Source organism: Williamsia sp. z71 (assembly GCF_059553375.1).
The window spans coordinates 73481-98849 of sequence record NZ_JCANWX010000014.1; the positions used below are offsets into that span (position 1 = coordinate 73481).

A 25369-nucleotide genomic window follows, 5' to 3' on the forward strand; every position below is an offset into this window, starting at 1 on the left:
TGTCTGGGGGCGGGATCACCGGTCGGGTGAGGTCCCGATGATGCCGTCGGACTGCAGCGCTGCGATCTCCTCGTCCGTGAGTCCGAGTTCGCGCAGGATCTCCTGATTGTGCTGGCCGAGAAGCGGTGCCGGCGTCTGGTGGAAGTGGTCGATGCTGTCGGTGAAGCGGATCGGTGTGGTGCTGTGGGCCGCGGGGCCGTTGACCGGATGATCCACCTGCTCGAAGAACCGGCGGTACGCGAGCTGCGGAATCTCGGTGATCCGATGCGGCTGCATGACTTTCGCGGCGGGCACCCCGGCGTCACAGAGCAATTCGACGGCGGTGTCGCTGCTCATCGCCCGGAAGACGGCGGCGAGCTCGGCGTCGATGAGGTCGTGCTGTTCACGACGACCGGCGGCGTCATCGAGCCGGGGATCCGTTGCCCACGCCGGCGCGCCGAGCGCCTTCTGCAGTGCGGTCCACTGGGTGTCGGTGGCCACGGCCACCGCGATCCAGCAGTCGTCGCGACCGAACTCGTCCACGTCGGCGGTCAGATAGAGGTTTTGCGGCGCGGCCACGGGTCCACGGTTTCCGTCCCGCTGCAGGATGTTCCCGTAGGCCGAGTATTCGGTGACCTGTTCGGCGGCGATGGCCAGTGCCGCATCGACCATCGCGACCTCGACCTGCACACCCTCGCCGGTGCGCTTGCGGTGTTCCAGGGCCAGTAGCAGCGCGGACAGCGCATGGACCCCGGCGTTCGGGTCGCCCAGGCAGTACGGCTCGAGTGGATTGGCGTCGGGATACCCGGTCAGCCAGGTCAACCCGGACGCATCCTCGATGACGTAGGCGAACGCGGGGTTCTCCCGCCACGGCCCGTCGAGTCCGAAGCCGGGCATCCGGACCACGATGGCGTCCGGGCGCAGAGCGTGGACGCCGGCGAAGTCGAGACCGATCTGATCGAGTACCCGTGGTGTGTAGTTCTCGACGATGATGTCGGACGTCGCCACGAGTTCCCGGAGCAAGTGCTGCCCACGGTCGGTCGAGAAGTCCAGGGTCACACTCTTCTTGTTGGTGTTCAGGCCCGAGAAGATGGGAGAGCGTTCCCACCACTGGTCCTCGGTGACGGGCACACCGGCGATGAGCCGGGTCCCGTCCGGCCGACGCGTGGATTCCAGGTGGATCACCTCGGCGCCTAGCATCGCGAGAAAGTGCGTGCAGGATGGACCGGCCCAGTACGCGGTCATGTCCAGCACGCGCAGCCCGGCAAAGGGAAGCTGTTCGCCGGCCGAGGGATTCGTGGGCTGGGTACGCCGGCGCGGAGGCTGGGCGCGGTGGTGTTCGGTGTGCTCGCCTAGGGCCGGTGCCGGTGCCGGAGGGCGAAGCTGCGCCGGTTGCATCCGGAACGGTGACGCGGGCTGGTCGAATCCATCCCGTGGATTGGTCGTGAACGTCCGGCGTTCCCGGAAATGGTCCTGCTCGGTGGCATTTTCACCGTGGACGACCGGGGCATTGGGGATGCGTAGCGCACTGGCGAACTCGCGGATGCCGGTGACGTCCTGCTCGGACAGCCAGGCGTAGATCTCGGGCGCGTGCTGCTGCGCCCGCTCGGTGAGGGTCAGTGTCGATTCCTCGTCCATCCACTCCGGATGCCCGACCATGACCGCGAGGTCGAACCACTGCTGCATGGTGCCGCAGCCCAGGGCCACCAGACCATCGGCCGCGGTGGCCACACCGGGCACCCCGGCGGCACGCTTGGTGCGGAACGGTCGCTGCAGAACGTCGAAGAAGCTCACGGAATAGTAGGTGAGACAGAGGATCTCGGTTTCCAGCATCGAGACGTCCAGCAGGTCGCCGATTCCGCTCTGGCCGGTACCGATTCTCGATGTGAGTGTTCCTGCGCAGGCATAGGCGCCGGTGAGCCATTCACCCACCTGGCCGCCCACGTGGACCGGTGCGCGGTCCGGGGACCCTCGTCCGAGGCCGACGATACCGCCCGAAGCAGCCTGCACGGTGAACTCGGTGGCCGGTCGATCGCTCCACGGCCCGTGTAGGCCGAAGGGTGTGATGGCGGTGACGGTCAGCTGCGGGTGCCTGCGATGGATTTCGTCGGCGGTCAGCGACGGGCGCTCGGTGATCCGCGAGTTGTGCGACCAGACAACGGCATCGGCTCCCGCGAGCAACTTTTCCAGGAATTCGACATCGCCGGGGTCGTCCGGGTCGACGACGACGCTGTCCTTGGAGCAGGCCAGGTGACTGAACAGGGCGCCATCGGAACCCGGCGCGATCGGTGCGTCCGAGGCCGACCACCTGCGCAGCGGATCACCCTCAGGAGGTTCGACTTTGATGATCCGGGCGCCGCCGTCGGCCAGGAGCTTGGTGCAGTACGCCCCCGCGATACCCACCGACAGGTCGACCACCACGTATCCGTCGAGTGGGTATCGCGAACCGGAAGTGTGCATCTGGGCTATTTCTTCTTCTTGCGGCCGGACTTGCTCAACCTGAACTCCGGCGGGTACTGGTCGTCGTTGCCTTTGACGGTGTTGTTGAGGCCGCGCCCGAATGTGCCCTCGTCCTCGAGCATCACCTCGTCGCCGTCGGCCGCGATGTTGCTGCCCATCGACTCGAAGAACGCCGACATCAGGCTGCCCATGTATTCACCCTGTTGCTGCTTCATGATCTCGAAAAACGTCTTCTGCATGAAGACGGTGTCGGTCGGGCGGGTGCGTGCGCAGGCCAAGGCGTACTTTGCGACCTCCGCCTCGAGATCTGCGCGGGGCACCACACTGTTGATGAAACCGCAGGCGTCCATCTCGGCGGCGGTGAAAGCCCGTCCGGTGAACACCATCTCCTGAAACTTCCGCAGTCCCATGGCCTGTGCCCACGTCCACATCCGGGGTCCCCAGCCGTGATAACGGAACGACGGGTGCCCGAACAGGGTGTCGTCGGCCGAGATCAGCAGGTCGGCGTCCGCGGCCTGATAGAAGTGCCAGCCGTAGCAGTAGCCCTTGGTTTCCACGATGCTGATCTTCTTGAACTCCTGCAGGCTGCGACAACCGGCCTGTGGATTGGCATACCACTGGCTGACGGAGGCGCCGAACCGAAATGACCCTCGCGGCGGCGCGGTGACGTCGTCTTCATCGAGTTTGAACTCGCGGAGCCGGGCCTCGGGCGACTCCGCGTTCTGGTTGGCCATGAACTCGGGAAGATCTGCGCCGGAGCCGAAGTCGTCGCCGACACCCCGCACCACGAGCACCTTGACGTCGTCGTCGATGCTGCATCGGTGGATCAGGTCGCCGTAGCGCAGACGGGCCGCGGCGGTCGGGGCGTTGAGCTGGTCGGGCCGGTTGAAGGTGATCGTGGCGATCTTGGTCTTTCGGTCCTTCTCGAAGAGGATGATCTCCTCCGGCTTGGGGACTGAATCCGACATATTGCGCTCTCTCCCTCTGGGTTTCGGCTCCACTGGGGTTACCCGGTCCACCAGGGAGCTGTGGTGAGAACCTCGGGCCTGCGGTCGGTGACCAGGACGGCATCGCGGCCGAAGACCGCGCCGATGCCCTCGGTCCAGACGTAACTCGTGACGGCCAGCACCATGCCCGGCTCGAGTATCTCCGACGCGTTGGTCTCCGGTAGGTGCGGTGAGACGACCGGCGGGTCGAAGCCCAGGCCCAGCCCGTGGGCAACCGGGGTCGGGGGCAGTGGCTCACCGGCCGCCTCGTACGCCGACAAGAGTGCGCCGGCCGATGCTCCGGCCTGGCAGGCGTCAAAAAGGCGCTCCCGTAGCGCTTGTGAGCGGCGGTACAGGTCTCGGACCCCGTCGGTCGCGTCGCCGACCGGCCAGGTGCGGCCGACCTCCCCGGTATATCCCTTGTCGAGAACTCCGGCGGCGAAGGCCACCAGGTCACCGGTGTGTACGTCACCCGAACCCTTGGCGCGCCGTCCGTGGTGGCCGGGTGAGGTCACCCACGCGCCGTCCTGGGTGGCCGGTGTACTGACACCACCGGCGGCCATCGCCTCCAGGAGGATGCCGGTCAGCCGCTGTTCGCTGACCCCGGGGCGCAGTTCGGACACCGCCGCCGCCAATCCCACCTCGGCGACCTGAAGGGCCTCACGGATCGACGTGATCTCGTCCTCGGTTTTGACCCGGCGGGCGGTGCGGAGCGCGACCTCCGCATCCACCAGCTCGGCGTTGGGGAACGCGTGGGGCAGCAGGTCGGCGAATCCGGGTGAGAGGGCGTCGATCCCGACTCGCCTGGCGGTCGCGGCGCCGTCGATGTCCTTGAGCACCGCGATGATGTTCATCGGGTTCCACGCGATGCCGTATAGATGATCGTGGGGGATGTCGTCCGGGATTCCCTCATCCCAGGTGCTCAGCAGGTGGACCTCGCCGGTGTGCCGGGACAGGACACAATTCGGTGCGAACGGCCGCGTGCCGGCCACCCACAATTGGGTGGCGCCGGTGACATAGCGGACGTTGGCCTGCCGACCCAGGACGAGGATGTCGAGGTCGTGGGCCTGCATCTGGGCCAGTGCGCGGGCTCGTCGTCCGGTGCGGAGAGCGCGGTCATCGGCCAGGATCTCAGTCGCCATAAGGCGTGTACGGGTAGTCGGTGAGCGGCGCGAAGCCCTCTTCGGTGATGACCACGATCTCCTCACTGCGGTAGCCGCCGGTGCCGTCTTCCCAGACGACCGGCTCCAGTACCAGCACCATCCCGGGTTTCAGGATGAAGTTCTTGTCGTAGGTGGGACCCAGATCGGTACCGATCATGGGCATTTCGGCTGCGGAGGTACCGATGCCGTGGCCCAGGTAGAAGTGCGGGAGCCAGGGTTTGGTCCCGCCGTTCACCTCGATGGCGGCGGCGGCGAGATCTGAGAGCGCGACGCCGGGCCGCAGGGTCTCGAACACCGCGGTGATCAGGTCTTTCCAACGTCGGAACTGTGCCTGCTGACGCGGAGTGGGGTCTTGCCCGACGATCCAGGTGCGACCGAAATCGGAACAATAGCCCGAATATGTGATGCTCACGTCGACCCAGAGGACGTCGCCGGCAGCAAGTTGACGTTCGGTGGTCAACAGCGGAAGGGCCAGGTCGCCGTGGATGGTCCAGACACCCGATTCCTTGCTCGACGGCATCACCTGCCAGATGGCATCGAGCATGTTGGCTGTCGCCCCGCGTTCGAACGCCCGCCGGACGAAACCGGCGGACAAGTCGATCTGCCGCATGCCCGGTGCCAGGGCCGCCTGCACCTCGACCATCGCTTCTTCCGTTATGCGACAGGCATTTCGAATGCAGGACAGCTCATCCGGGGTCTTGATGAGCTTGGCGGCACCGATGACGAGCGCAGCGTCGCGTGGTGGCCCGGACGGGAACAAGCGCTTCGCTGCTCGCAGCATCGCCCCGGTGCTCTCGTCGACTGCGTAGACGGCGTCGGCCGGCACCAGGTCTGCCAGTGCCCGGGCAAAGGTCTCGACACCCTCGTCGAACTCCAGGTAGACCGGCGGCAGCACATGGTCGTCGGGCAGTACCCAGTCTTCCGGTGCGCCATCGCGGATCGGCAAGAAGAGGTAGGGCCACTCGTCGTCGGGCAGGATGACCGCCACCGGTCGTTCGACGTGGGAGAGCCCGGCATCACCCAGCGGCCAGCTCACCCCGGTGGCGTAGGCAACCGCATTGTTGCCCAGGAGGATCAATGCACCGATGCCGCGCTCGACCATCTCCGCACGGATCCGGGCACCGACCCCGCGCCGCATCCGGGCGAGGTCGGGTTTGTCCGGGACGCTCAAAGTGGTTCTGTTGCCGGTCAAGACAGATGAGGTCAAGATGCCGGTTCGCTTTCTTGCGGCAGGCCCAGGAAGTTCGCGACGTTGGTACTGACGGCCTTGACCGCATCGTCGGGGCCGAGCGCCTCGACGACCGCCGCGATCGACTTCTCCGAATAGCCGAAGCTGCTCTCGTTGTGCGGGTAGTCGGACGACCACATGACGTGATCGATCCCGATCTGGTCGATCAGTTCCAGACCCAGTGGGTCGACGATGAACGAGGCACTCATGTGGTTGTCCCAGTAGTGTCGAACATCGTGTTCCACCGGACGATTGAGCATGTGGCGGAATGATGCGAGCATGTGCTCGGCGTCCTGGATGGCTGATGGAACCCAATTGATACCGCCCTCGAACCAGCCGATCTTGAGGCCCGGATGACGATCGATGATGCCGCTGAAGATGTACTTGGCAAACATCTCGCGGAACGGTGCGACGTTGTGCATCATGCCCACGGCGACACTGTTGATCTCGCACGGGCTCGACAGCGGGGCCTCACCGATGTGGTGGGCGAGCGGTACGCCCGACTCCTCGATGGCATCCCACACCGGGATCATCGACGTGCTGCCGTAGTCGATGGGTGTGCCCTCGAGGTCTTTGCCTGCCGACAGTGGCATCAGGAATGTCTTGAGGCCCAGCGACTTCAGCTCATCCAGTGTGCGCCGGGTGCCCGCGGCATCCCACCAGTTGATCAGACCCACACCGTAGAACCGGCCGCTTGATCGCTCCTGGAGGTCGGCGATGTATTCGTTGTAGATCCGGAACGCGCGCTCACGGATGTCGCGGTCCGGGTAATACAGCAGTGCCAGAAGCGCATTGGGGAAGGCGAGCTCTTTGGAGACGCCATCGGCGGCGAGCTCGTCGAGCCTGGCCTCGATGTTGGCGCTGCCGGATCCGACCAGCGGGTCATACTGCATCAGGACGTGGCTGAAGTCGCCGGGCAGGAACGACTTTCCCTTGCGGCCCAGCTGAAAAGCCCCTTCCTCGTACCACACTCGAGGAGCCTTATCCTGAAGTTCGGCCGGAAAACGTTCGTAGAAGATGTCGTCGGCGAGTGAGATGTGGTTGTCCGCCGAGAACACCTCGGTGCCGCTGGGGAGTCCGAGGTCGCCGACGGCGTGTCCGCGACGATCTTTCGGAGGAGCCAATCCTTCCGGCGGATACAACGACGCGCTGGTGGTATGAAGCGACATTACTTCTCCATTTGTTCGACTGGTTGGCTGAGTTCACGTGACGCCGATGAAGACGTCGGATGCAGCAGTTCGCGATGACGCGCGGTCGGGGAAGTGGGCAACCTCGTGATCGACTCCGGGGTGCGAGACGATTCCATCGCCGGCTGTTGCGACGGAATTCGAAATGGTCCACACCGAGCGGGAGCGCACGGGCCACAAAAGAAGGCGATTTCCATATTTCGGACTGGAAGAAACAACAATCCCCTGTAGCGGAAGTCACGTTATCACGCACTACCCGGTGTAAGCCAGACTGTTTTTTCGCTCTCCGAACGTCTCCGGACCGGGCCGTCGGTAGCGGCTCGGGTGCATCTGCCGAAAGGCCACACACGAGTTACTTATGCGTGTAAGTTGGCCCTCGAGCGAGCTTGGGTGTCGTGATGGCTGCACGTCGAAGTACCAGCCCGGCAAGCTTGGGAAGTGGAGTCCGGCGTCGTTCGGCGGTATGGCTATCACTGCAGGTAGGGCCGAGAAAGTGCTCTGCAGGCGGCGGGAGTCGGTACGCGGTGGCGCCGGGGTCGAGCGGGTCGGATGTCACCGGAAACGGCGGCCGGCCCGGGGAGCGGGAGCGTGGGCTGCCTGATTTGGTGTCCGTACGCAGAGCCATGTCGATCGAGGGTGGGAGCCGGCCGCGACGGTAGTCGAATAAATGGCGATCTTTTCGCGAATTGAATCGCAAATGCGACCTGATGTGCGTGGCACATCGGTGCTATTCAGCATTTCTTTGTTGCTGCATGCAATTGAGGTCGATTACTTCTTGAATTGACGGCAAAAGCAGGTGAACGTCCGGAGCGGAGCCGGTTCAGCCGGGAAGTGTGGCAGTCAACGATGCCCAGTCGAAGACGCCGTGATCGCTGCCGAGTCCGGTGGCCACCACCCCGGCGACTGCGCAGCCCAACTGCGCCGACCGCAGCAGTGCGAAATCGGCCAATCGGCCGACGATGAAGCCGGCCGAGAATGCGTCCCCGCATCCGCTGGTGTCGACGACCTCGACCTCGGTGGCCGCTGCGTGTTCGGCGGCCGTCGCCGTGACGACCCACGCTCCGTCGGCACCCGCCGTGACCGCCACGCATCCGACACCGCGGCCGATGAGGGTGCGGCACCCATCGATCAGGTCGGTGGCCCCGGTGAATTCGAGCACCTGCTCGTCATTGGGCAGTAGGTAATCCAGGTGCGGCAGTACCGGATCGATCCAGGCCAGGACGCCGGGGTCGCCCGGTGCGAGGATGTCGGCGGAGATCGTCACCCCCGCAGCATGTATCGCTTCGAGGACCGGCACCAGTTCGGTCGGATTCAGCAGTTCCGGTGCGCCGATGTGCACGTGGTCGGCGGTGGTGAACAGATCGAGTGGAACCCGATCGAGCGGATAGGTGAGATTGGCGCCGGGCATGTGGATCGCCGGCCGGTCACCGTTGCTGCGGATGGGTAGAACGCTCATCGATGTCGATTGATCCTGCACGCGCACAAGATGTTCGGTGACCACGCCGTGTCGTTGCAGGAGGGTGGTCAGCAGATCGCCGGAGTCGTCGGTTCCGATGGCGCCGACGGTCGACACCGCCGCACCCAGCTTGGCGAGCGCAACCGCCGTGCCCCCGGCCGGGCCCGCCGGAACCAGCCGGATCCGCGGAACCAGCACCGCACCCTGGCCTTCCGGGATCTCGTCGACCGGATGTGCCACCACGTCGAGGACATGGGCTCCGAACGTCACTATCTGCATCGTCATCTCCTGCTGATCGGCGAATAGCCACGCTGCGCCGCAGCCACCGCGACCGCGACGAGTTGCTCCTGATTCAAGACGGCACCATCTCCGACCGCTGCGGTCCGCAGGTAGATCTCCGCCAGCCATTCGACGAGTTCGATGCGCTGGCAGGCCGATTCGATCGTGTCCCCGTACGCGACGGATCCGTGGTTGCGCATCAGGGCGGCGGTGCGTTCGACGAGGGCCTTCGCCACGGCGTCCGTCAGCTCCTGGGTGCCGAAGACCTCGTGCGGCGCCACCCGCACACCGCCACCGACCAGCGCCGCGGTGTAGTGCACTGCCGGGAGCTCATCGACGAGGTTGGCCACCGCGATCGAGGCGACCGGGTGTGCATGGACCACGGCCCTCGCGCTCGTCGACCGGTAGATCTGCAGGTGCAGGAGCAGTTCGGACGTCGGTACGTAGGCGGTATCCACGAGCACCATGCCGTCGAGATCGGTGACGACCGCCTGATCCGGGGTCAGGAACTCGAGGTCCGCACCGCTGGGCGTCACGAGAATCCGGTCCTCGAGTCGGATCGACAAGTTGCCCCCGGTGCCGATCACGAGGCGACGGTGGGCCAGTCGATGGGCGGCGCTCACCAGCGCGGCTCGCTGATCCTCGAAGTCCATGGGGACGAGGCTATCGGCCGGTGGCGGCGATCGGAGGGAGATCACCGCCACCGGAAGATGACTTGGTCGAGCCGGCCCCGGGGGAGCAGCGGGTCCCTCGGTCCACGTGAAACCACTGGGCTGCCGAACTTCTGCCGATACAGTGCGAAAGCTGGAGGGAATCACCGGAGAAGAGGAAGCTTTCGTGCCACGTCTCGAGAACAAGGTCGCATTCATCACCGGGGTTGCCCGTGGTCAGGGACGCGCGCATGCGGTCCGTCTGGCAACAGAGGGTGCCGACATCGTCGGGATCGACCTGGCCGGTCCGTTGCCGGGCGTGCCCTACGACTCCGCGACGCCAGAAGACCTCGCCGAGACGGTGGCCCTGGTGGAGGCACAGGGCCGCAAGGCACTGCTGCGCCAGGGTGATGTCCGGGACCTCGACGCGCTCAAGGAACTGGCCGCGGACGCGGTGGACGAGTTCGGCGGTATCGACGTGGTGGTCGCCAACGCGGGGATCTGCATTCCGGCGACCTGGGACGAGTCGACGCCGGAGATGTTCCGCGACCACATGGACATCAACGTCACGGGTGTGTGGAACACCGTGATGGCAACCGCGCCGCACCTGATCACCCGCGGCGGTGGATCGGTGATCCTGATCAGTTCGCTGGCCGGCAAGAAACTGCAGCCGTTCATGGTCCACTACACCACCAGCAAACACGCCGTCACCGGTATGACCAGGGCTTTCGCCGCAGAACTCGGTGTGCACAACATCCGGGTCAACAGTGTTCACCCCGGTGCGGTGATCACCGAGATGGGCTCGGGCGACATGGTCAAACGGATCGAAGAGACCATGGCCAGCAATCCGCGGTTCGCGACAGCGGGCACGTCCTTCCTCAATCAGTTCGCCGCCATGCCCGACGAGGTTGCCGGTGCCGTGGCGTTCCTGGCCTCGGATGATTCGTCGTTCATGACCGCCGAACACGTATCGGTCGACGGCGGGGCTCAATACTTCTGAGCGCACACCGCCTACCGTTGAGGTCGTGAGCGAGAGCACGGGTACACCGGATCGGATGACGGCTGTCGGACTGCTGGCGAAGCTGGTGGATGAGGGCAGTTGGCGGCCCTGGGACGTCGAGTTGACCACGTTGCCGGACGATCCGGCGTACGCCGCCGATATCGCCCGTGCCCGCGACAAGACCGGCCTGGACGAATCGGTCCTGTGCGGTGAGGCCACGCTGTCCGGCGAGCGCATCGCGGTGGTGGTGAGCGAGTTCGGATTCCTGGGTGGGTCGATCGGCCGGGAAGCCGGACGACGGGTGGTCGCGGCGATCCGCCGCGCCACCTCCGAACAACTTGCCGTACTGGCACTTCCGGCGTCCGGTGGGACGAGGATGCAGGAGGGGACACCGGCGTTTCTGCAGATGGTCAACATCACCGCCGCCGTGGTCGACCACAAGGCGGCAAGCCTGCCTTACCTGGTCTATTTGCGGCACCCGACCACCGGTGGGGTGTTCGCGTCCTGGGGTTCATTGGGGCATGTGACGCTGGCCGAGCCCGGCGCGTTGGTCGGATTCCTGGGTCCCCGCGTCTACGAAGGTCTGTACGGTCACGAGTTCCCGGCCGGGGTGCAGGTGTCGGAGAATCTGCGGTCGCATGGGTTGATCGATCTGGTTGTCGACGTCGATGGGCTGGGTGCGACGGTGTCCCGGATTGTCGGCCTGCTGGAGCGCCGGGAATCCGAGAGCGACATGCGGCCGACGCCGAACGAGGGTTCGCAGGTGTCGGCGCCGGTTGCGTGGGATGTGGTCACGGCATCACGGGCCGTCGACCGGCCTGGGGTCGGCGACCTGCTGAAGCGCTCGACTGCCGAGTCGATCGAGTTGGCCGGTGGCGGGGAAGTCGACTCTCGAAGTGGAATCATCTTGGCGTTGGCGAGCTTTGGCGGGCAGACGGCGGTGGTGGTGGGTCAGGACCGCAACCGGCAGGTGCCCGGCGCCCTGATCGGTCCTGCGGATCTGCGGCTTGCGCGTCGAGGGATGCGGTTGGCGCAGGGCTTGGGACTTCCGCTGGTGACGGTGATCGATACGCCGGGCGCCGACCTGTCCGCCGACGCCGAAGAGGGTGGTTTGGCGGGCGAGATCGCGCACTGCATTGCGGAGTTGAGCGCGCTGACCGTACCGACGATTTCGGTGCTGTTGGGGCAGGGGGCCGGCGGAGCAGCGCTGGCGTTGTTCCCGGCCGACCGGGTGATCGCGATGGAGAACTCCTGGCTCTCGCCGCTGCCGCCGGAGGGTGCGAGCCTGATCGTGTACCGCGACACCGATCACGCGCCGGATCTGGCTGCGCAGCAGGGTATTCGGGCCATCGACCTGCATGCCTCGGGCATCGTCGACGTGGTGCTCGGTGAATCGACGACGGACGTCGTGGACTTTCTGCCCGACCTCGGAGCGCACCTCGCGTACGAGCTCGCGACGCTGAAGACGCTCGACATCGATGAACGCCGCCGGCGCCGCGAGGATCGCCGACGCCGAATCGGTGACGCGGTCAGCTGAGACGAATCGTGATCCCAATCCGGTTTGTTTACGCAGGTCAGGAGTTTCGCGGCGGCAATTCGTCTACCGTTGGAGGATGGTTAGAGTTCAACGGACGTTCACGGTCGAAGCGCCGGCGGACAAGGTTCGCGCCTACCTGCGCGACTTTGCCAATGCGGAGCACTGGGACCCTGGAACGCAGAGATGCACGCAGGTCGGATCCGGGCCGGTGGTCCTGGGTACCGAGTGGGACAACACCTCGAAAATCGCGGGGATCAGGACCCATCTGAAATACAAGCTCACCCGTGACGATCCCGATCGGGTCACCCTCGAAGGCAGTAACAAGACCGCCACCAGCATCGACGATATTTCGATCTATCCGCAGGGGCCGGCGAAGACTTCGGTTGCGTACCACTCGCACGTCGTCTTCAACGGTGTCGCAAAGTTGTCGGACCCGGTGTTCGGGCTGGTCTTCAAACGCCTGGCGGACCAGACGCAGAAGCAGATGACCGAGTCGCTCGGCGCGCTCTAGGTGGTCAGGCGTCGCACTGACTCCGGGATCTGCCCTCCGGTCTCGCTGACGGGTGCGTCGTAGACGGTTCGCATGGGTACGTGTCCGGTCCAATCGTCCGAGGTCGCGGTACCGGGACCACCGGCGCGTGCTTTGGTGATCCACTGTCCGTCGATGATCGGGAGTGACAACACGATCGTCGCGGCGATCTCTTTGGCGGTGTGCGGACGGACCTCGGTGCTGCGGCCCGGCAGGATGCTGTCGCTGAGCACGTTCAGTGCTTCGCGCGGATCCAGGCCGGAGTTCTCGATGGTGCCGCGCACCACTGCCGACCGGTAGTTCATGGAATGGTCGAAGAGGGTGTCGGCAACAACCAGTCCGTCGACGATGAACGCCGAGATCGCCACCGGTGCCCCTGCTGCGATGTGGCGCAACGCCCCCGCGCCGGTGGACCCGTGCATCAGAATTGTGTCGCCGTGCCGGGCGATCAGCATCGGCACCGACCACGGCAACCCGTCGACCACGGTGGACACGGTCGCCACGTGCGCCTCGTCGAGGATCTCGTCGAGCAGCGCGCGGTCGCCCCGGCGTTCCTTCTTACGATTCAGCGTGTCCACGATCTCTCCTTGCCCCGGCGTTGTCTGTGCACAAAGTTCCATCGAAGCGCCGGCACGGTCAAGCTGAATACCGAACCGCCTGAGTAGGGTCGATTCGGGGTGAAAGGTAGGCGGTATGACACTCATCAGTGTTTCGGACCTGGCAAGCGAATTGGCATCCGGGCGCGACGACCTGCGGATCCTCGACGTGAGGTGGTCGCTGCCTGCACCCGACGGACGCGAAGCTTTTGCGGCAGGTCATATTCCGACGGCGGTCTACGTCGATCTGGAGATCGAATTGAGCGACCACTCTGTCGAGGGCCGGGGTCGTCACCCGCTGCCGTCGGGTGAGGTGCTGCAGACGGCCTTACGCCGTTGGGGTGTCCACAGCGGCGACTCCATCGTGGTCTACGACGACTGGAATCGCGCCGGTTCCGCGCGGGCCTGGTGGGTGCTGCGCGCGGCGGGCATCTCCGATGTCCGGATACTCGACGGCGGCTTCGGCGCGTGGGTGAAGGCCGGCGAGCCCGTTGCCGCCGGAGAAGCCACCGCGGTGACCGGTGATGTGGTGGTGTCCCAACCCGACCTCTACGCCGGGGCAGTACCTGCTCTGACCGCCGAGCAGGTCGCCGATTTCGCCGGCCTCCTCGTGGATGCCCGTGCGCCCGAACGTTTCCGGGGTGAGGTCGAACCGGTTGATCCGGTGGCCGGGCACATTCCGGGTGCGGTGAACGCGCCGAGTACAGCCACCCTGGACGACAACGGTTTCTTCCGGACGCCGAACCAGTTGCGGGAGTACTTCGCCGGTGTCGGAGCGGACGGATCTGAGCCGGTGGGTGTGTATTGCGGGTCGGGTGTCACCGCGGCGGTCGATCTCGTGGCGCTGCAACTGGCGGGCATCGATGCGACGTTGTTCCCGGGTTCGTGGTCGCAGTGGAGCTCGGACGCCGACAACCCGGTGGCCACCGGTCCGGCGTGACAGGGAGCCAAGACAGTTCGGGGCCGGCGTTCAGAATGCCGTCAGACCCCGGCGGCCGGCTCGGTCTTGAGCGCTTCGAACCGGGCTTCGACGGAGGCCGAGATGTAGACCCGATCAGGCTCGAGTTCGATGACCTGACGGTCTTCGAACTCGCCGGGAGGCGCAGCGGAGACGGCCATCGCGCGCGGTATCCCGCCGTCGGACGCGAAGTGCGAACCGCCGGTGTCCAGGCCGAGCATCCCGGGATCTGCGATCGCCACGGCATTGAAGTCGCTGTAGCCCAGACCTTGCGTGTACCCCTGGGCCTTGGCGAGGGCGTTGCGGACGGCCAGGTCGCGAACTTGCGCGGTCCGTTTCGCCTGGGCTTTCCGGCTGAGCCACCAGTGGATCCGACCCACCGATACCGCCTCGATCTCCGAGACCTGATCGATGAAGGCGCCCAGTGCGCTGAAGTCCTTGAAGGTCACCTTGATTGACGCCGTCGAGCTGTACACCCACGGAAGCTTCTTGGCTTCGCGGTGGTATGGCCGGTACCGGTCGTGGCGCAGCTGATCGAGCGACCATCGCTTCAGTGGTGATTCGGGTTGCTCGTGCAGCGCCTTCACCAGATCGGTGACGGTGGCGACCGCGGCTGTCACCGGTTCGGACGCCTTGTCGCGGGTGCTGCCGTCGGCGTGCACCGAGACATGCAGGGTGCAGCGGTTCGGGGCGAACTGCCGGTCAGCGTGACCGGAAACGGTGATGGTGACAGGGCGAGGAATCATTGCTGCAGTGTGCCCGGGTGGTCTGACATTCGCCGGCCCGATCGCGGCGAGCGCATCGGCGAAGACCTGCTGCGGCGATATGACAAAGTGGTCGGGTGATGCTCTTTCCGTCGTTGACCCAGGCCTCCCTCATCAACCGGGCGGACGACCCCGCCTTCGTCACGGTCGGCGACACCGCCCTGTCCCGAAGTGATCTCATCGGTGCGGCCACCTCGGTTGCCGAGCGGATCCGCGGGGCCCGGTGCATCGCGGTGCTGGCCCAGCCCACTGCGCAGACCGTGGTCGCGGTGGTCGGTGCCCTTATCGCGGGCGTGGCCGTGGTTCCGGTGCCACCGGATGCCGGGGCGACCGAACGGCAGCACATCCTGACCGACTCCGGCGCGCAGGCGTGGCTCGGCGCAGCGCCCGAGGACACCGGCGGTCTGCAGGTCCTCCCGGTCCGGATGTACGCGCGGTCGTGGCACAGCCATCCCGAACCCCATCCCGACTCGACCGCGTTTGTCTTGTACACCTCCGGCACCACCGGACTGCCCAAGGGCGTTCCGATGACCCGCCGCGCGATCGCCGCCGGCCTCGATGCCTTGGCGGACGCGTGGGCGTGGACCTCGAATGACGTTTTGGTTCACGGCCTTCCGCTCTTCCACGTCCACGGCTTGATCCTCGGTATCCTCGGTCCGCTGCGGGTGGGCGGCGCTGTGATCCACACGGTCAAACCGACGCCCGAGAACTACGCTGCGGCAGCGGGCACGATGTACTTCGGTGTCCCGACCGTCTGGACCAGGATCGCTGCCGACGAAGAGTCCGCCCGTGCACTGTCGTCGGCTCGTTTGCTGGTGTCGGGCAGTGCGCCCTTGCCGGTGCCGGTGTTCGAGAAGATCAAAGAGCTGACCGGTCACGAGATCGTCGAGCGCTACGGGATGACCGAAACGCTGATCACCATCAGCACCCGCTTCGACGGTGAACGTCGTCCGGGCTGGGTCGGTCACCCGATCGCCGGTGTGGAAACCCGGTTGCGCGACGACCAGGGCGCCGACGTCCCTCACGACGGAGAAACCATCGGCGACTTGCAGATTCGTGGTCCGATGGTGTCGCGGGGATACCTCAATCGGCCCGACGCCACCACTGATTCGTGGCTCGACGACGGCTGGTTCGCGACCGGTGACGTCGCCGTCATCGACCCGGATGGCATGCATCGGATCGTCGGACGAGCATCGATCGACCTCATCAAATCCGGTGGCTACCGCATCGGCGCCGGCGAGATCGAGACCGTGTTACTCGGGCATCCGAGCGTCAGTGAGGTCGCCGTGATCGGCGTGCCCGACGACGATCTGGGGCAACGCATCGTTGCTGTCGTGGTCGGGGAAGGTGTCAACGAGACCGAGCTCATCGACCTTGTCGCCGCTGAGCTCTCGAACCATAAGCGGCCCAGGGAAATTCGCGTAGTTGACGAACTACCCCGCAATGCCATGGGTAAGGTGCAGAAGAAGCTGTTGCTCTAGGCGGCTATGAGGAGGTTCGGACATGCATGCATTCCGCTCGGCGGTCGAAGAACATCGGATCGACGACATCGCCGCAATGCTCGACGAACACGTGGTGTTTCACAGTCCGGTCGCCTTCAACGCCTACAAGGGGCGTGATGTCGTTGATGGGATCCTGCGCGCAGCCTTCGAGACGTTCGAGGACTTCACCTATCTGCGCGAACTGAATTCACCACTCGACGGATACACCGGCCTGATCTTCAAGGCCAAGGTCGACGGCCTCGCCATCGAGGGATGTGACTTCATCCACGAAACCCCCGACAACCTGATCGACGAAATCACCGTCATGCTGCGGCCGATGAAAGCCACACAGCTGTTCTCTGAGAAGATGGGCGCCAAGCTGTCGGCTCGGTGATCGTCGCTACGCGTTGTCAACAGGAGACCGGGTAGTCCACAGCCGCTGCATGATTGCGGCTGATCAGCCGGGGCCGTTCGCTGGCCGTCAATAACCTCGACCTCGTTCATCGAAACCGATGTGGGGGGACTCTGATGGCACCGGTACTCAAGGCAGATCGCGATGCGCTTGCCATCCTGGCGGCAGATCTACGGGCCGCGGCGCATGGAATCCGGGCGATAGACATGCACGTGGCATTTTCGGATCTGCTCCGGGGTTTCGCGGGATCCGACGTCGCAGCTGCTTGTGCAACAGCGGAAGAACAGATCGAATCCGGCTTGACGACGGTCGCAACTCGCGTTGATGCGTTGGCGCAGAAGAACGCAGATGCCGGCTCGGCATACGGCATGACCGACGATCAGTACGCCGACTCGATCAGCGGCCTGCTGAAGCTGTGACCGATGAGCAACCCGACTGTGACACAGGTGCGTACGTGGTTGACCCACGCGCAAGCGCTCTCCGACACCGCCATCGAGATCGATTCTGCGGTGGACACATTCGATGCGCGGATGAATGACATCTCACGCGCGGTCACCACGACTATGCAGGGCTGGCAGGGCGATGCGGCCGAAGCATCGCAGGCACGTACCGACGCCGAAACTCAGGCGAGTAGCCGTTTGGCGATCACCGTGCTCGACATCGCCGACGACATCAATCGCCTCGGGCCCGACATCGTCCACTCCTGTCGGGTGGCCCGCGACCGGGCCAACTCCATCGCCTGGCTCGGCTACCTCGTGGCCGACGACGGGACTGTCACGGCGCCGGTGGGCTCTCGACCCGGCTATCCGACCGACATTTCGGCCGGTCTCCCTATTGAAGCGGCACAAGCCCTGGCCGGCCGGAAAGCCGCCGGCCACCAGGCCTGGTTGTCGGAGGCATTGGCAGCTGCCGGTCAGGCCGATTCGGTCCTGGCCGCCCAGATCACCAAGACTCTCGGGGAGCTGGTGCTCAATGCCGAGCGAGCCACCGCGCCCGTCCCGCTTCGGCAGGTGGTGCAGGAACTGGTGGATGGCAGACGCAAGCTGCCCAGCGACCCGTACTTGCTCAAGACACTCTGGGACGGTCTGACCTCGGCGGAAAAGGCAGCGTTGTGGAACAGCAATCGCGAGATCGGGAACATGGACGGGGTACCGGTCGCCGACCGCGATCACTTCAACCGCCGGTATTTGATCGAGTTGGAGAACGCCGCGCGCGAAGTGATCGCCGATGCCGACTCGGAGCGGTCGATTCAAGCGCAGGCCGAGCGGGACCTCGCTGCGCTGAGTGGGGTGCAGAACACGCTCGGCAAGGAGAGTGGCGGGAAGAAGCGCTATCTGATGCAACTCGACACCAGGGGACGAGGAGCGGTCGCGGTCAACAATCCCGATACCGCTGACCGCGTCGTCACCTACGTGCCGGGGACGGGCTCGAAGCTCAGCAAGATCGGCGGGGGAGTCGATCGCGCGGAGCGGATGGTCCGGGCCGCCAGTCCGCCCGGAACAACAGATACCGCGGCCATTGCCTGGTTCGGTTACGACGCACCCCAGGACATCGGTGCGGCCGGCTCCGGTGCGCCGGCCGCGCGTGGGGCCCAACCACTCGTTGAGCTGCAGGTAGGTCTGCGGGCGACTCACGAAGGGGCGAGTGCCTCGCACAACACCATCGTCAGTCATTCCTACGGGACGGTTGTCGTTGCCGAGGCGGCCAGTGGGGATCGAGAACTCAACGTCGATGACGTGGTGTTTGTTGCCAGTCCCGGGTTGGGCGGACCCGATGACGTGAACGACCTGCACCTGACCGGACCTGATGATCGGCCGAACTCGGACCGGGTCTGGGCGACAGTGGCGAGGAACGACTGGATCGACATGGTCGAAGGAGTCCACGGCGCCGACCCACACGACCGCGGGTTCGGTGCCCAGGTCTTCACATCCGACAACGGTTCCTGGATCAGCACCGCCGCACACAGCAAGTACTGGGACGAGGGGTCGGAATCACTGCGCAATATCGCCCGGATCGTGACGGGGAAGTACGGGGAGGTGCAGTAGGAAGGGTCATCGCCGGCCGGGGGCGTCGGCTCAGACCTGCGGCTGGGACATGGGCCATCCGGGTGACGGCGCAAATGGATCGCCGGACGCCTCCTGCCCAATGCAAGGTCTCAACGCTTCGGGATCAGTCGACTGAAGATCTGCAATGTATTCAAGCGCACGCCAATCTCCGAAGACTGATTCAGAGGGCGCGCGTTGACCGCCGCGTTGGCTCGCCGGTGGCGATTGACCCTGCCGTTGATAGGTGATGGAGAACGCCGCAGCGATACCGTATTTTGTGAACTCATTCGGATTCGGGACCGGGGTGTTGGGGTGCGCACTGGGTGAATACTTGCAGCCGGTGACTCGCGCTCGGTCACCATCCAGTTCGACGAACCCGGTGATGCGGAAGTAGTCGACCCCGTACCCATCTCGCGGCGTTCGCAGGTACCTGTCGGCAGGAAGTGCAGGCTGCATCGCCTCCACAAATCCAGGGTAGGCATGTTCTGCTCCGCCACCGAAAAACGCAACTGTCGTCGACTCCACAAAGGCGCGGACGAACGTCGCATCGGGGGTGTTGAGGTCAAGCACATCGGGCGGTAACCAGCGAGAGAAGATGTGGACCTCGCGAGGGAGTTGATATCCGACTGACTTTTGTGGTGCGGGTGATGGCTCCTGCGTGGGAGTGGTTGTCGTACTGCAATTTGTCGTCAGTGCCACGATCGCAGCGGCGGTGATGAGCGCAAATCCACTACGGATTCGGGATGCTTTGAGGGTGCGGTGGTTTTGAGGGATCGGCAGGTCGCGAGATCTGATCGTGCGTGATGTTCTTGTCATGGGCCCACTTTGGGTTGCGCGGCACTCCTTGCGAAGTGTCGTCTGCACCCTCACCGCACTGCTCAATTCACACCTGGGGCTGGGAGTCGGGCCATCCGGGTGAGGATGCAAACGGGTTGCCTTCATCCTTGCTTCCGATGCAAGGGCTTATCGATTCCGGTTTTGTGTTGTGAAAGTCGCCTACATACTCGAGGGCGTGCCAGTCTCCGAAAACTGACTCAGACGGAGCCCGTTGGTTTCCACGCTGTTCGATGGGAGGCGACTGGCCCTGGCGTTGGTAGGTGAGAGAGAACGCGGTAGCTATACCGTGGTTTTTCGGCCTATTCGGTTCTGCGATTGGTGTGTTGGGGTGACCGTTGGGGGCTGCTTCACAACCGATGACTTGCACTCGGTTGCCGTCGAGGTTGACAAGATCGACGACGCGGAAATAGCTCACCCCGTATCCATCGCGTGGCGTGCGCAGGTACCGATCCGGTGGGAGTGCAGGTTGCATGGCCTGTACGAATCCGGGGTAAGCGTGCTCGGCTCCACCGCCGAAGAATGCAACGGATGTGGACTCGATGAACGCACGAACAAACGTTGCGTCTGCCGAATCGAGGTCCAGGACGTCGGTCGGCATCCACCGGTCGAAGTATTTCACTTCGGCAGGGAGTTGATAGCCGACTGTTTCCTGAACTGGTGCAGATGACTTTGGTGCAGCAGTGTCTGTTGGCGATGTGCAACCAGCACCGACAGCGACAATGAAAGAGATAGTAATGAGGATGGTGCTACGGCTCCTGGACGCTCTGAGGGTGTGGCGGTTTCGACGGATCCGCAGGCCGTGGAATCTGATCGTGCGTGATGTTTTCGTCATGGAGCCCGCTCTGATAGTGCGTTTCAAAGGTGAGGCCAAGCTTGGCGGCTGCGATGTTGAACGGCCCAGGGTTGTCCGCAATTGCATTCCAATCGAGCCTACCGTCAGGTAAGAAGTAGCTATGCGCCTGGCCGGTCACGCTGTCCGGGTATGTGAAGTCTTCCCTCACTTCTTCGTTCGCCGCAGCGTAACCCTCGATGCGGCTGTACTCGCGAATGGTGCTGTCGGTCAGCGCGGTGTTGTCGATCTCCGTCAATGCGGCCGTCCATTGCGAGTCATCAAGGATTGCTGGGTCATTCGGAATGTCAAACATCTCGTACTTGATGGTTGGACTCACAATTCCGGCAACTTCACCGACTCCGGTTGGGAGGGGAATTGAATTGAAGATGCCCATCGCCGTGTCGTAGTCTCGCTGATCAAGGTTGTATTGAACGATGTTGTCCCACTGTTCGTTCTGTCTCAGGACCGAAAGCTGATCGCGGAGGCCTTGGGTCAGGGCCTGGTCGAGTTGGCCGGCATCGTTCCCCAGCGTGACGTCGTCGGGGTTCTGCCCGTATTCATACGCCAAATGGTTTTGCCACTGCGCACCAGCGGTGTGAATGACATTGGCGGCAACGGGGTCTGAGTCGATCACCTTGAACAACTTCGATAGGTCTGTGGTCTCGGGTATCGCGCCGGCATGATGGTTGATGAGCGCGCCATCGGACGCGTCGACAAAGTTGGCGAGATATGGAGACATCGACACGGCAAGGGCTTGGGTAAGGTTCGGATTGACTTCGCCGAGCGATGTATACGTTCCGGGAATGTCGCTGTCGGGCATCCGCCCGCTCAGAAGAGTTTCGTTATCGATCAACAGGTTTGCGAGGGTGGTGGCCGAGCGGCCTGCGAGCTCGCCCTCATAGCCGGTCGCGTCAGCATTCTCGCCGATCCAGTCGATGACGTTGACTGCACCGAGTTGGTCCTCATCCCACGGGTGGGTCACCAGGTCGAGGAAGTGGCTGTTGGCGTCGTAGTGGTTGCCGGGCGTGACGGTGACATCCATGTTCTCGCCACTCAAGAAGTCAGAAACAGCCTGGTGATCGCCTGAGGCATTGTTGAGCATCGCATCGACAGTGCTGTTGATGTCCTCGATGTCGAGACGGGAATCGTATGCGCCCCAATAGCGGTCGCTGTCGTCGCCTTCCGTTGCTCCGGCGATTTCGGAAGCCTGTTTCAGCAGTCCGCGGTCTACGTCGGATCCCAATCGCAGGCTTTGGTCCCCGTTGCTCAGTAGGTTGTTCAGAGATTTGAATTGGTCGAGCTTTGGGATGTCCGTGTAGTACGGGTCTGTATAGCCGTTGGTGACGTTGACGTCGCGGACGATCGGGCTCTCGACCAGCAGGTCGCGGATTTCCTTCGGAAGCTTGTCCATCCCGCCCCTGGAGCCCGCGGTGGTGGTCATGTGCGGATTGCCGACCATTCTGATCGCGTCGCCGATTTCACCTCGAACCACATCCCGTTGATCGGGTGGCAGGCTGGAAAGTGCGGCGTCGATTTCGCTGGTCGACTTGTCGTCAAGCTCGCGCATCATCTCCATGAGGTAGTCGTACTGACCCTGCGACATCGTGGCCGGTTTGCCTTCGGCGAGCGCATGCTGCTGCTCTGGGGATAGTCCACCAGCTGCCTGTAACTGCTCCAGTTCGCCTGGCGTCAACGACATTCCGGCTTCGATCTTCTTTGCGAGCGTCGCACCGTCACCGCCACTGAGACCAGCGACTACCGGTGCCAACTGGCCGATTTCCTCGAGAGCGGAGGTGATCTGCTGCGATGCAGCGGCGTCGATTTCTTCGAAGGAGACTGCCTGAGACTTGAACGACACTGTTGCGTTCTTTGCCTCGCTGGCGCGATGCGCCTGGATGGCTTTCCTGATATTGACGACGTCCTCACTGACGTCTGGGTCGTCAAGTTCATAGTCCCGGGTGTCAGTGACTGTCCAGTCCTCGGACACAGCGAACTCGCGCTGCTCCATGTCTTGGATCGCTGGTCGAACGGCGTCGATGATCGTCTGCAGGCCGGTACTCCCGGTTGCGGCAGCTTCTCGCAACGAGTCCAGGGCAGTCGCTACGCGCAACTGTTGAGTCTTTTCGCTGGTTCCACGATCGACCGCGGCTTCGCGGGAACCGCCAGACCAATCAAGGTTGACGATCGTGCTTTCGACCGTGCGTGCGCCGTGCTCAATCGAGTTGGCGAGACCATCCAGGCCCGCGGCTTGGGCACCGAGGCTGGTGGCGTCGATCCTGATGATCAGAGATTTGGTGGGGTAGACCACGATGACTCAGCTTGCCTGTGGCTGATTCAGATCGCCGATGGAGGTGAGCAGTGCGGCGGCGAGTTCATCGGTCGAAACAATCAGGGCGGCTGCACCGCTGAGACTCTCTGCGATCACCTCGTAGCGCCCGGAAACCGTCGTCATGGCTTGCTGCACAGTCGCTTGAGCACCTTGCAGTGCAGATCCTGTGGAGGTCTCAGCCAGTGCTGTTGCCGCAGAGTCGAGGTCAGGCGCAATCCAAAACGCTGCGTATTCTGCCTGGACTCCGATTGCGGCGGCCGCACTTTTCAATTCCGCAGCGTCGACGTGCATCGATCCCCCCGTTCGAGTACCCGAACAAGCCCCCGCTCGTTCTGCCGAGATGCTAACAGGGACGCCGGACAATGGGGATGCCTGTGATTCGTTGCTGGACGAATGGATTTGGCGGCGAGTGCGGCTCGGTTCGCTCGCAGACCGCGGGATCAGGGCTAGTATCAAACGGTCGAATGTAAGTTGGCTTGTAGGCAGGATGAATCATGTTGTCGGAGTCAACTTCTGGATGGTCTGTGGTCGATGTTGAGACATCGGGGTTGAGTCCGAACCACCACCGGGTTCTGAGCGTCGCGGTGGTCAATCTTGATTCTTCGGGCCGCGTGGAGGACGAATTCACGACTCTCTTCAATCCCGGATGCGATCCGGGGCCGGTCCATATTCACGGTTTGACACTGGACCGGTTGGCCGGCGCTCCGACATTCGATCAGATCGCGCCACAGCTCACCGCGATGCTTCACGGCCGGACGATGGTCGCGCACAACGCTTCGTTTGATCACGGATTTCTGGCCTCTGAACTGAACCGCGCGAGGGTCGAGCACTCCGTGAACCGTCGGTTGTGCACGATGGCGCTGAGTCGCCGGCTCCAGCTCGAGGTGCCGAACCACAAGCTCTCGACGCTCGCTCAGCATTGGAAGATCCAGCAACGACATGCGCACGATGCGCTCGACGACGCACGGGTCACGTCCCAGGTCTTTGCGCACAGCGCCGCGTTGGCGCGCACGTTGGGAATGCCGCTGCCGGTGGTCAACTGCTCCGTTTCGAACCGTGGCTACCCGGTCGCCGTGACTCGTATCCCTTGCCTGTGGAAGAACCCGGGACGTATGGGTGAACAAGGCGTCCTGGTCCAGGGCATGAAGGTGGCGGTCACCGGGGATACCCAGATTCCCCGACTCGAACTGGCGGATCGGATGACTGCCGCCGGTCTGGATGTCATGAACTCGGTCAGCGGCCAGACCAGTGTTGTGGTGTGCAATCAGCCGCACATCGGAACCGGCAAGCTGCAGCGAGCCCGGGAGAAGGGGATCCGGGTCATCTCGGAAGACCAGCTGCTGTCGTTGCTGGTTGCGGTGCAGGCCGGAGCTCTCAAGTCGGCAACCTACGAGCTCGACGAACCCGTGCGTCGCGGGACCCGAACTACGCGGCCCGCTGAAATGGGAGTACGTGGGCCGTGGACAGGGCGTCGGGTGCTGGTTCTCGGCGACAATCATGCCGAAGCCGTGGTGTTACGCACCAAGTTGATCGAGCTCGGTGCCAAACCGTCCGTCAACCTCAGTGCCGGCGTGACGCATGTGGTGCTGTTGGACGGCGGAAGCTCCGATAAGCGGCTACCTCGGATCCGAGAACGCGCACTTCCACTACTGACTGCCGACGACGTACTTGGCACCTCAGCCTCTGCGGATTCGCCGAAGGTGGATAGCCAGGAACCCGTGACATCGGCCGATACTGCGCAGGTGTTGAGCCGCGGTGCTGTCATGGACCTTCCTTCGTCAGGGGAGACATACGTGCTGAACATCGCGTGGAGTGCCGACGCCGTGCGTGGATTCGAGATCGATGTCGTCGCGTTCGAGCTCGATGGCGATGGTCAAGTGATGTCCGACGAGGACTTCGTGTTCTTCAATCAGCCGATCAGTGGAAGCGGGGGAGTCGCCCTCTCGATTGATGGCGACTGCGAACAAGGAGTGTGCATCGACCTGACCTGTTTGGATGACGCGACGAAACGGATAGCGATCGCGGTAGCCATTGACGGCGACGCATCGTTCAGTCAGGTGGGGGCCTTGTCGGTCGAGGTTGTTGGCGACGATCAGGCCGTCGCGTCGTCAGTGCTGGATGCCGCCACCAGTGAACGCACGATGGTCATCGCCGAGATCTACCGGCGCCACGATCGGTGGCGCCTTCGCGCCGTTGGCCAGGGGTACGACCACGGACTGGGGGAGCTGGCTCGTGGTTATGGCGTCGACGTGGACGATTAGCCCGGTTGCTTCGGAGGTAACCAACCAGCAAATCGTGAATACGCTCTTGACCAGGCGATTTGACGTGGTGCAGTGTGTTCCCGTAACTTTCTTCAAGTCAGCGAGTGAGGCGCCGGAGAGCAAGAAGCCGGGAGCCGAGAACACCGACAGGGAAGTCTTTTCCTGAAGGAACAACGCAGACCGCCCATAGTGTGAATGTGCTCCGCCTTTCGGTGGAGGGTTCAAACGCGGGTGGTGACGGACTGCGAGAGCAGCGAGTTGCATACCGGATGCGAGTCCGGTAAGCTTGAAAAGTTGCCTCCGAGACGGAGACAACGAGGAAGTTACAATAAAATATCCCGCCGGGACGACACGCTTGTTGAAGGTGTGTGCAGATCGGATGTGGGTGTGTTCTTTGAGA

General features: G+C 63.8%; 20 protein-coding genes. 9 read left to right on the forward strand and 11 right to left on the reverse strand.

Annotated features, from left to right (window positions below; translation table 11 throughout):
- Positions 1-15 precede the first annotated feature (15 nt).
- The 7 genes from AC51GR_RS24980 to AC51GR_RS25010 all read right to left on the reverse strand — a co-directional run bounded on the left by AC51GR_RS24980 (position 16) and on the right by AC51GR_RS25010 (position 9391).
- Positions 16-2439 carry a CaiB/BaiF CoA transferase family protein gene (locus tag AC51GR_RS24980; protein WP_496327347.1) on the reverse strand — a complete coding sequence of 808 codons (2424 nt, stop codon included), beginning with the start codon at positions 2437-2439 and terminating at the stop codon, positions 16-18.
- 5 nt (positions 2440-2444) lie between these two features.
- Entirely contained in the window at positions 2445-3407 is a 963-nt protein-coding gene (locus AC51GR_RS24985; protein WP_496327348.1) for an enoyl-CoA hydratase/isomerase family protein, read from the reverse strand.
- A gap of 38 nt (positions 3408-3445) precedes the next feature.
- A complete protein-coding gene (locus tag AC51GR_RS24990; protein ID WP_496327349.1) occupies positions 3446-4567 on the reverse strand; it encodes a M24 family metallopeptidase in 1122 nt (373 codons plus the stop codon).
- Positions 4557-5726: a M24 family metallopeptidase gene (locus tag AC51GR_RS24995; RefSeq protein WP_496327370.1), complete on the reverse strand. Its 1170-nt coding sequence runs from the start codon at positions 5724-5726 to the stop codon at positions 4557-4559. Before AC51GR_RS24995 ends, AC51GR_RS24990 begins: the two co-directional genes overlap by 11 nt.
- 65 nt (positions 5727-5791) lie before the next feature.
- Entirely contained in the window at positions 5792-6985 is a 1194-nt protein-coding gene (locus AC51GR_RS25000; RefSeq protein WP_496327350.1) for an amidohydrolase family protein, read from the reverse strand.
- Positions 6986-7823: 838 nt separating this feature from the next.
- Positions 7824-8738 (reverse strand): carbohydrate kinase family protein, encoded by a 915-nt coding sequence (locus AC51GR_RS25005; RefSeq protein WP_496327351.1) that lies wholly within the window; start codon positions 8736-8738, stop codon positions 7824-7826.
- A 2-nt stretch (positions 8739-8740) separates the two neighbouring features.
- A complete protein-coding gene (locus AC51GR_RS25010) occupies positions 8741-9391 on the reverse strand; it encodes a class II aldolase/adducin family protein (protein WP_496327352.1) in 651 nt (216 codons plus the stop codon).
- 184 nt (positions 9392-9575) lie between these two features.
- Here AC51GR_RS25010 and AC51GR_RS25015 point away from each other — a divergent pair, with 184 nt between their 5' ends.
- From AC51GR_RS25015 to AC51GR_RS25025, 3 genes are all read left to right on the forward strand, one after another.
- Positions 9576-10388 (forward strand): mycofactocin-coupled SDR family oxidoreductase, encoded by an 813-nt coding sequence (locus tag AC51GR_RS25015; protein ID WP_496327353.1) that lies wholly within the window; start codon positions 9576-9578, stop codon positions 10386-10388.
- Positions 10389-10443: 55 nt separating this feature from the next.
- Positions 10444-11925: a carboxyl transferase domain-containing protein gene (locus AC51GR_RS25020; RefSeq protein ID WP_496327371.1), complete on the forward strand. Its 1482-nt coding sequence runs from the start codon at positions 10444-10446 to the stop codon at positions 11923-11925.
- A gap of 76 nt (positions 11926-12001) precedes the next feature.
- Positions 12002-12436: an SRPBCC family protein gene (locus tag AC51GR_RS25025; RefSeq protein WP_496327354.1), complete on the forward strand. Its 435-nt coding sequence runs from the start codon at positions 12002-12004 to the stop codon at positions 12434-12436.
- Here AC51GR_RS25025 and AC51GR_RS25030 read toward each other — a convergent pair.
- Positions 12433-13074 carry a pyridoxamine 5'-phosphate oxidase family protein gene (locus AC51GR_RS25030; protein ID WP_496327355.1) on the reverse strand — a complete coding sequence of 214 codons (642 nt, stop codon included), beginning with the start codon at positions 13072-13074 and terminating at the stop codon, positions 12433-12435. The genes AC51GR_RS25025 and AC51GR_RS25030 overlap by 4 nt on opposite strands.
- Before the next feature lie 73 nt (positions 13075-13147).
- On the opposite strand from AC51GR_RS25030, the gene AC51GR_RS25035 reads away from it, so the two are divergent.
- Positions 13148-13990 (forward strand): sulfurtransferase, encoded by an 843-nt coding sequence (locus tag AC51GR_RS25035; protein ID WP_496327356.1) that lies wholly within the window; start codon positions 13148-13150, stop codon positions 13988-13990.
- 41 nt (positions 13991-14031) lie between these two features.
- On the opposite strand, the gene AC51GR_RS25040 is transcribed toward AC51GR_RS25035, so the two are convergent.
- Positions 14032-14754, reverse strand: coding sequence for an SIMPL domain-containing protein (locus AC51GR_RS25040; protein ID WP_496327357.1), 723 nt, complete (start codon positions 14752-14754; stop codon positions 14032-14034).
- A 98-nt stretch (positions 14755-14852) separates the two neighbouring features.
- Here AC51GR_RS25040 and AC51GR_RS25045 point away from each other — a divergent pair, with 98 nt between their 5' ends.
- The 4 genes from AC51GR_RS25045 to AC51GR_RS25060 all read left to right on the forward strand — a co-directional run bounded on the left by AC51GR_RS25045 (position 14853) and on the right by AC51GR_RS25060 (position 18710).
- Complete coding sequence (locus AC51GR_RS25045; protein WP_496327372.1) at positions 14853-16253, forward strand: acyl-CoA synthetase; 1401 nt, start codon at positions 14853-14855, stop codon at positions 16251-16253.
- 22 nt (positions 16254-16275) lie between these two features.
- Positions 16276-16647, forward strand: a complete 372-nt coding sequence (locus tag AC51GR_RS25050) for a nuclear transport factor 2 family protein (RefSeq protein WP_496327358.1) — start codon at positions 16276-16278, stop codon at positions 16645-16647.
- A 134-nt stretch (positions 16648-16781) separates the two neighbouring features.
- Positions 16782-17084 carry a hypothetical protein gene (locus AC51GR_RS25055; RefSeq protein ID WP_496327359.1) on the forward strand — a complete coding sequence of 101 codons (303 nt, stop codon included), beginning with the start codon at positions 16782-16784 and terminating at the stop codon, positions 17082-17084.
- 3 nt (positions 17085-17087) lie between these two features.
- A complete protein-coding gene (locus AC51GR_RS25060; RefSeq protein ID WP_496327360.1) occupies positions 17088-18710 on the forward strand; it encodes an alpha/beta hydrolase in 1623 nt (540 codons plus the stop codon).
- Positions 18711-20293: 1583 nt separating this feature from the next.
- Here AC51GR_RS25060 and AC51GR_RS25065 read toward each other — a convergent pair.
- Both AC51GR_RS25065 and AC51GR_RS25070 read right to left on the reverse strand, forming a co-directional pair.
- The gene (locus tag AC51GR_RS25065; protein ID WP_496327361.1) at positions 20294-22687 is read right to left on the reverse strand and encodes a TPR repeat domain-containing protein; all 2394 of its coding nucleotides are present in this window, start codon (positions 22685-22687) and stop codon (positions 20294-20296) included.
- 6 nt (positions 22688-22693) lie between these two features.
- On the reverse strand, positions 22694-22999 hold the full coding sequence (locus tag AC51GR_RS25070) for a hypothetical protein (RefSeq protein ID WP_496327362.1): 306 nt from the start codon (positions 22997-22999) through the stop codon (positions 22694-22696).
- 233 nt (positions 23000-23232) lie between these two features.
- Between AC51GR_RS25070 and AC51GR_RS25075 the strand changes: the two genes are divergently transcribed.
- Entirely contained in the window at positions 23233-24969 is a 1737-nt protein-coding gene (locus AC51GR_RS25075) for a TerD family protein (protein WP_496327363.1), read from the forward strand.
- Positions 24970-25369 lie beyond the last annotated feature (400 nt).

Bases quoted from the DNA above. Each gene is read 5' to 3' on its own strand.
- AC51GR_RS25035 (WP_496327356.1), top strand. From the start codon at position 13,148: ATGACACTCATCAGTGTTTCGGACCTGGCAAGCGAATTGGCATCCGGG.
- AC51GR_RS25060 (WP_496327360.1), top strand. From the start codon at position 17,088: ATGAGCAACCCGACTGTGACACAGGTGCGTACGTGGTTGACCCACGCG.
- AC51GR_RS25000 (WP_496327350.1), bottom strand. From the start codon at position 6,985: ATGTCGCTTCATACCACCAGCGCGTCGTTGTATCCGCCGGAAGGATTG.
- AC51GR_RS25070 (WP_496327362.1), bottom strand. From the start codon at position 22,999: ATGCACGTCGACGCTGCGGAATTGAAAAGTGCGGCCGCCGCAATCGGA.
- AC51GR_RS25025 (WP_496327354.1), top strand. From the start codon at position 12,002: ATGGTTAGAGTTCAACGGACGTTCACGGTCGAAGCGCCGGCGGACAAG.
- AC51GR_RS25040 (WP_496327357.1), bottom strand. From the start codon at position 14,754: ATGATTCCTCGCCCTGTCACCATCACCGTTTCCGGTCACGCTGACCGG.
- AC51GR_RS25045 (WP_496327372.1), top strand. From the start codon at position 14,853: ATGCTCTTTCCGTCGTTGACCCAGGCCTCCCTCATCAACCGGGCGGAC.
- AC51GR_RS24995 (WP_496327370.1), bottom strand. From the start codon at position 5,726: ATGCGGCGCGGGGTCGGTGCCCGGATCCGTGCGGAGATGGTCGAGCGC.
- AC51GR_RS25050 (WP_496327358.1), top strand. From the start codon at position 16,276: ATGCATGCATTCCGCTCGGCGGTCGAAGAACATCGGATCGACGACATC.
- AC51GR_RS24980 (WP_496327347.1), bottom strand. From the start codon at position 2,439: ATGCACACTTCCGGTTCGCGATACCCACTCGACGGATACGTGGTGGTC.
- AC51GR_RS25005 (WP_496327351.1), bottom strand. From the start codon at position 8,738: ATGCAGATAGTGACGTTCGGAGCCCATGTCCTCGACGTGGTGGCACAT.
- AC51GR_RS25055 (WP_496327359.1), top strand. From the start codon at position 16,782: ATGGCACCGGTACTCAAGGCAGATCGCGATGCGCTTGCCATCCTGGCG.
- AC51GR_RS25030 (WP_496327355.1), bottom strand. From the start codon at position 13,074: ATGGAACTTTGTGCACAGACAACGCCGGGGCAAGGAGAGATCGTGGAC.
- AC51GR_RS25020 (WP_496327371.1), top strand. From the start codon at position 10,444: ATGACGGCTGTCGGACTGCTGGCGAAGCTGGTGGATGAGGGCAGTTGG.
- AC51GR_RS25010 (WP_496327352.1), bottom strand. From the start codon at position 9,391: ATGGACTTCGAGGATCAGCGAGCCGCGCTGGTGAGCGCCGCCCATCGA.
- AC51GR_RS24985 (WP_496327348.1), bottom strand. From the start codon at position 3,407: ATGTCGGATTCAGTCCCCAAGCCGGAGGAGATCATCCTCTTCGAGAAG.
- AC51GR_RS24990 (WP_496327349.1), bottom strand. From the start codon at position 4,567: ATGGCGACTGAGATCCTGGCCGATGACCGCGCTCTCCGCACCGGACGA.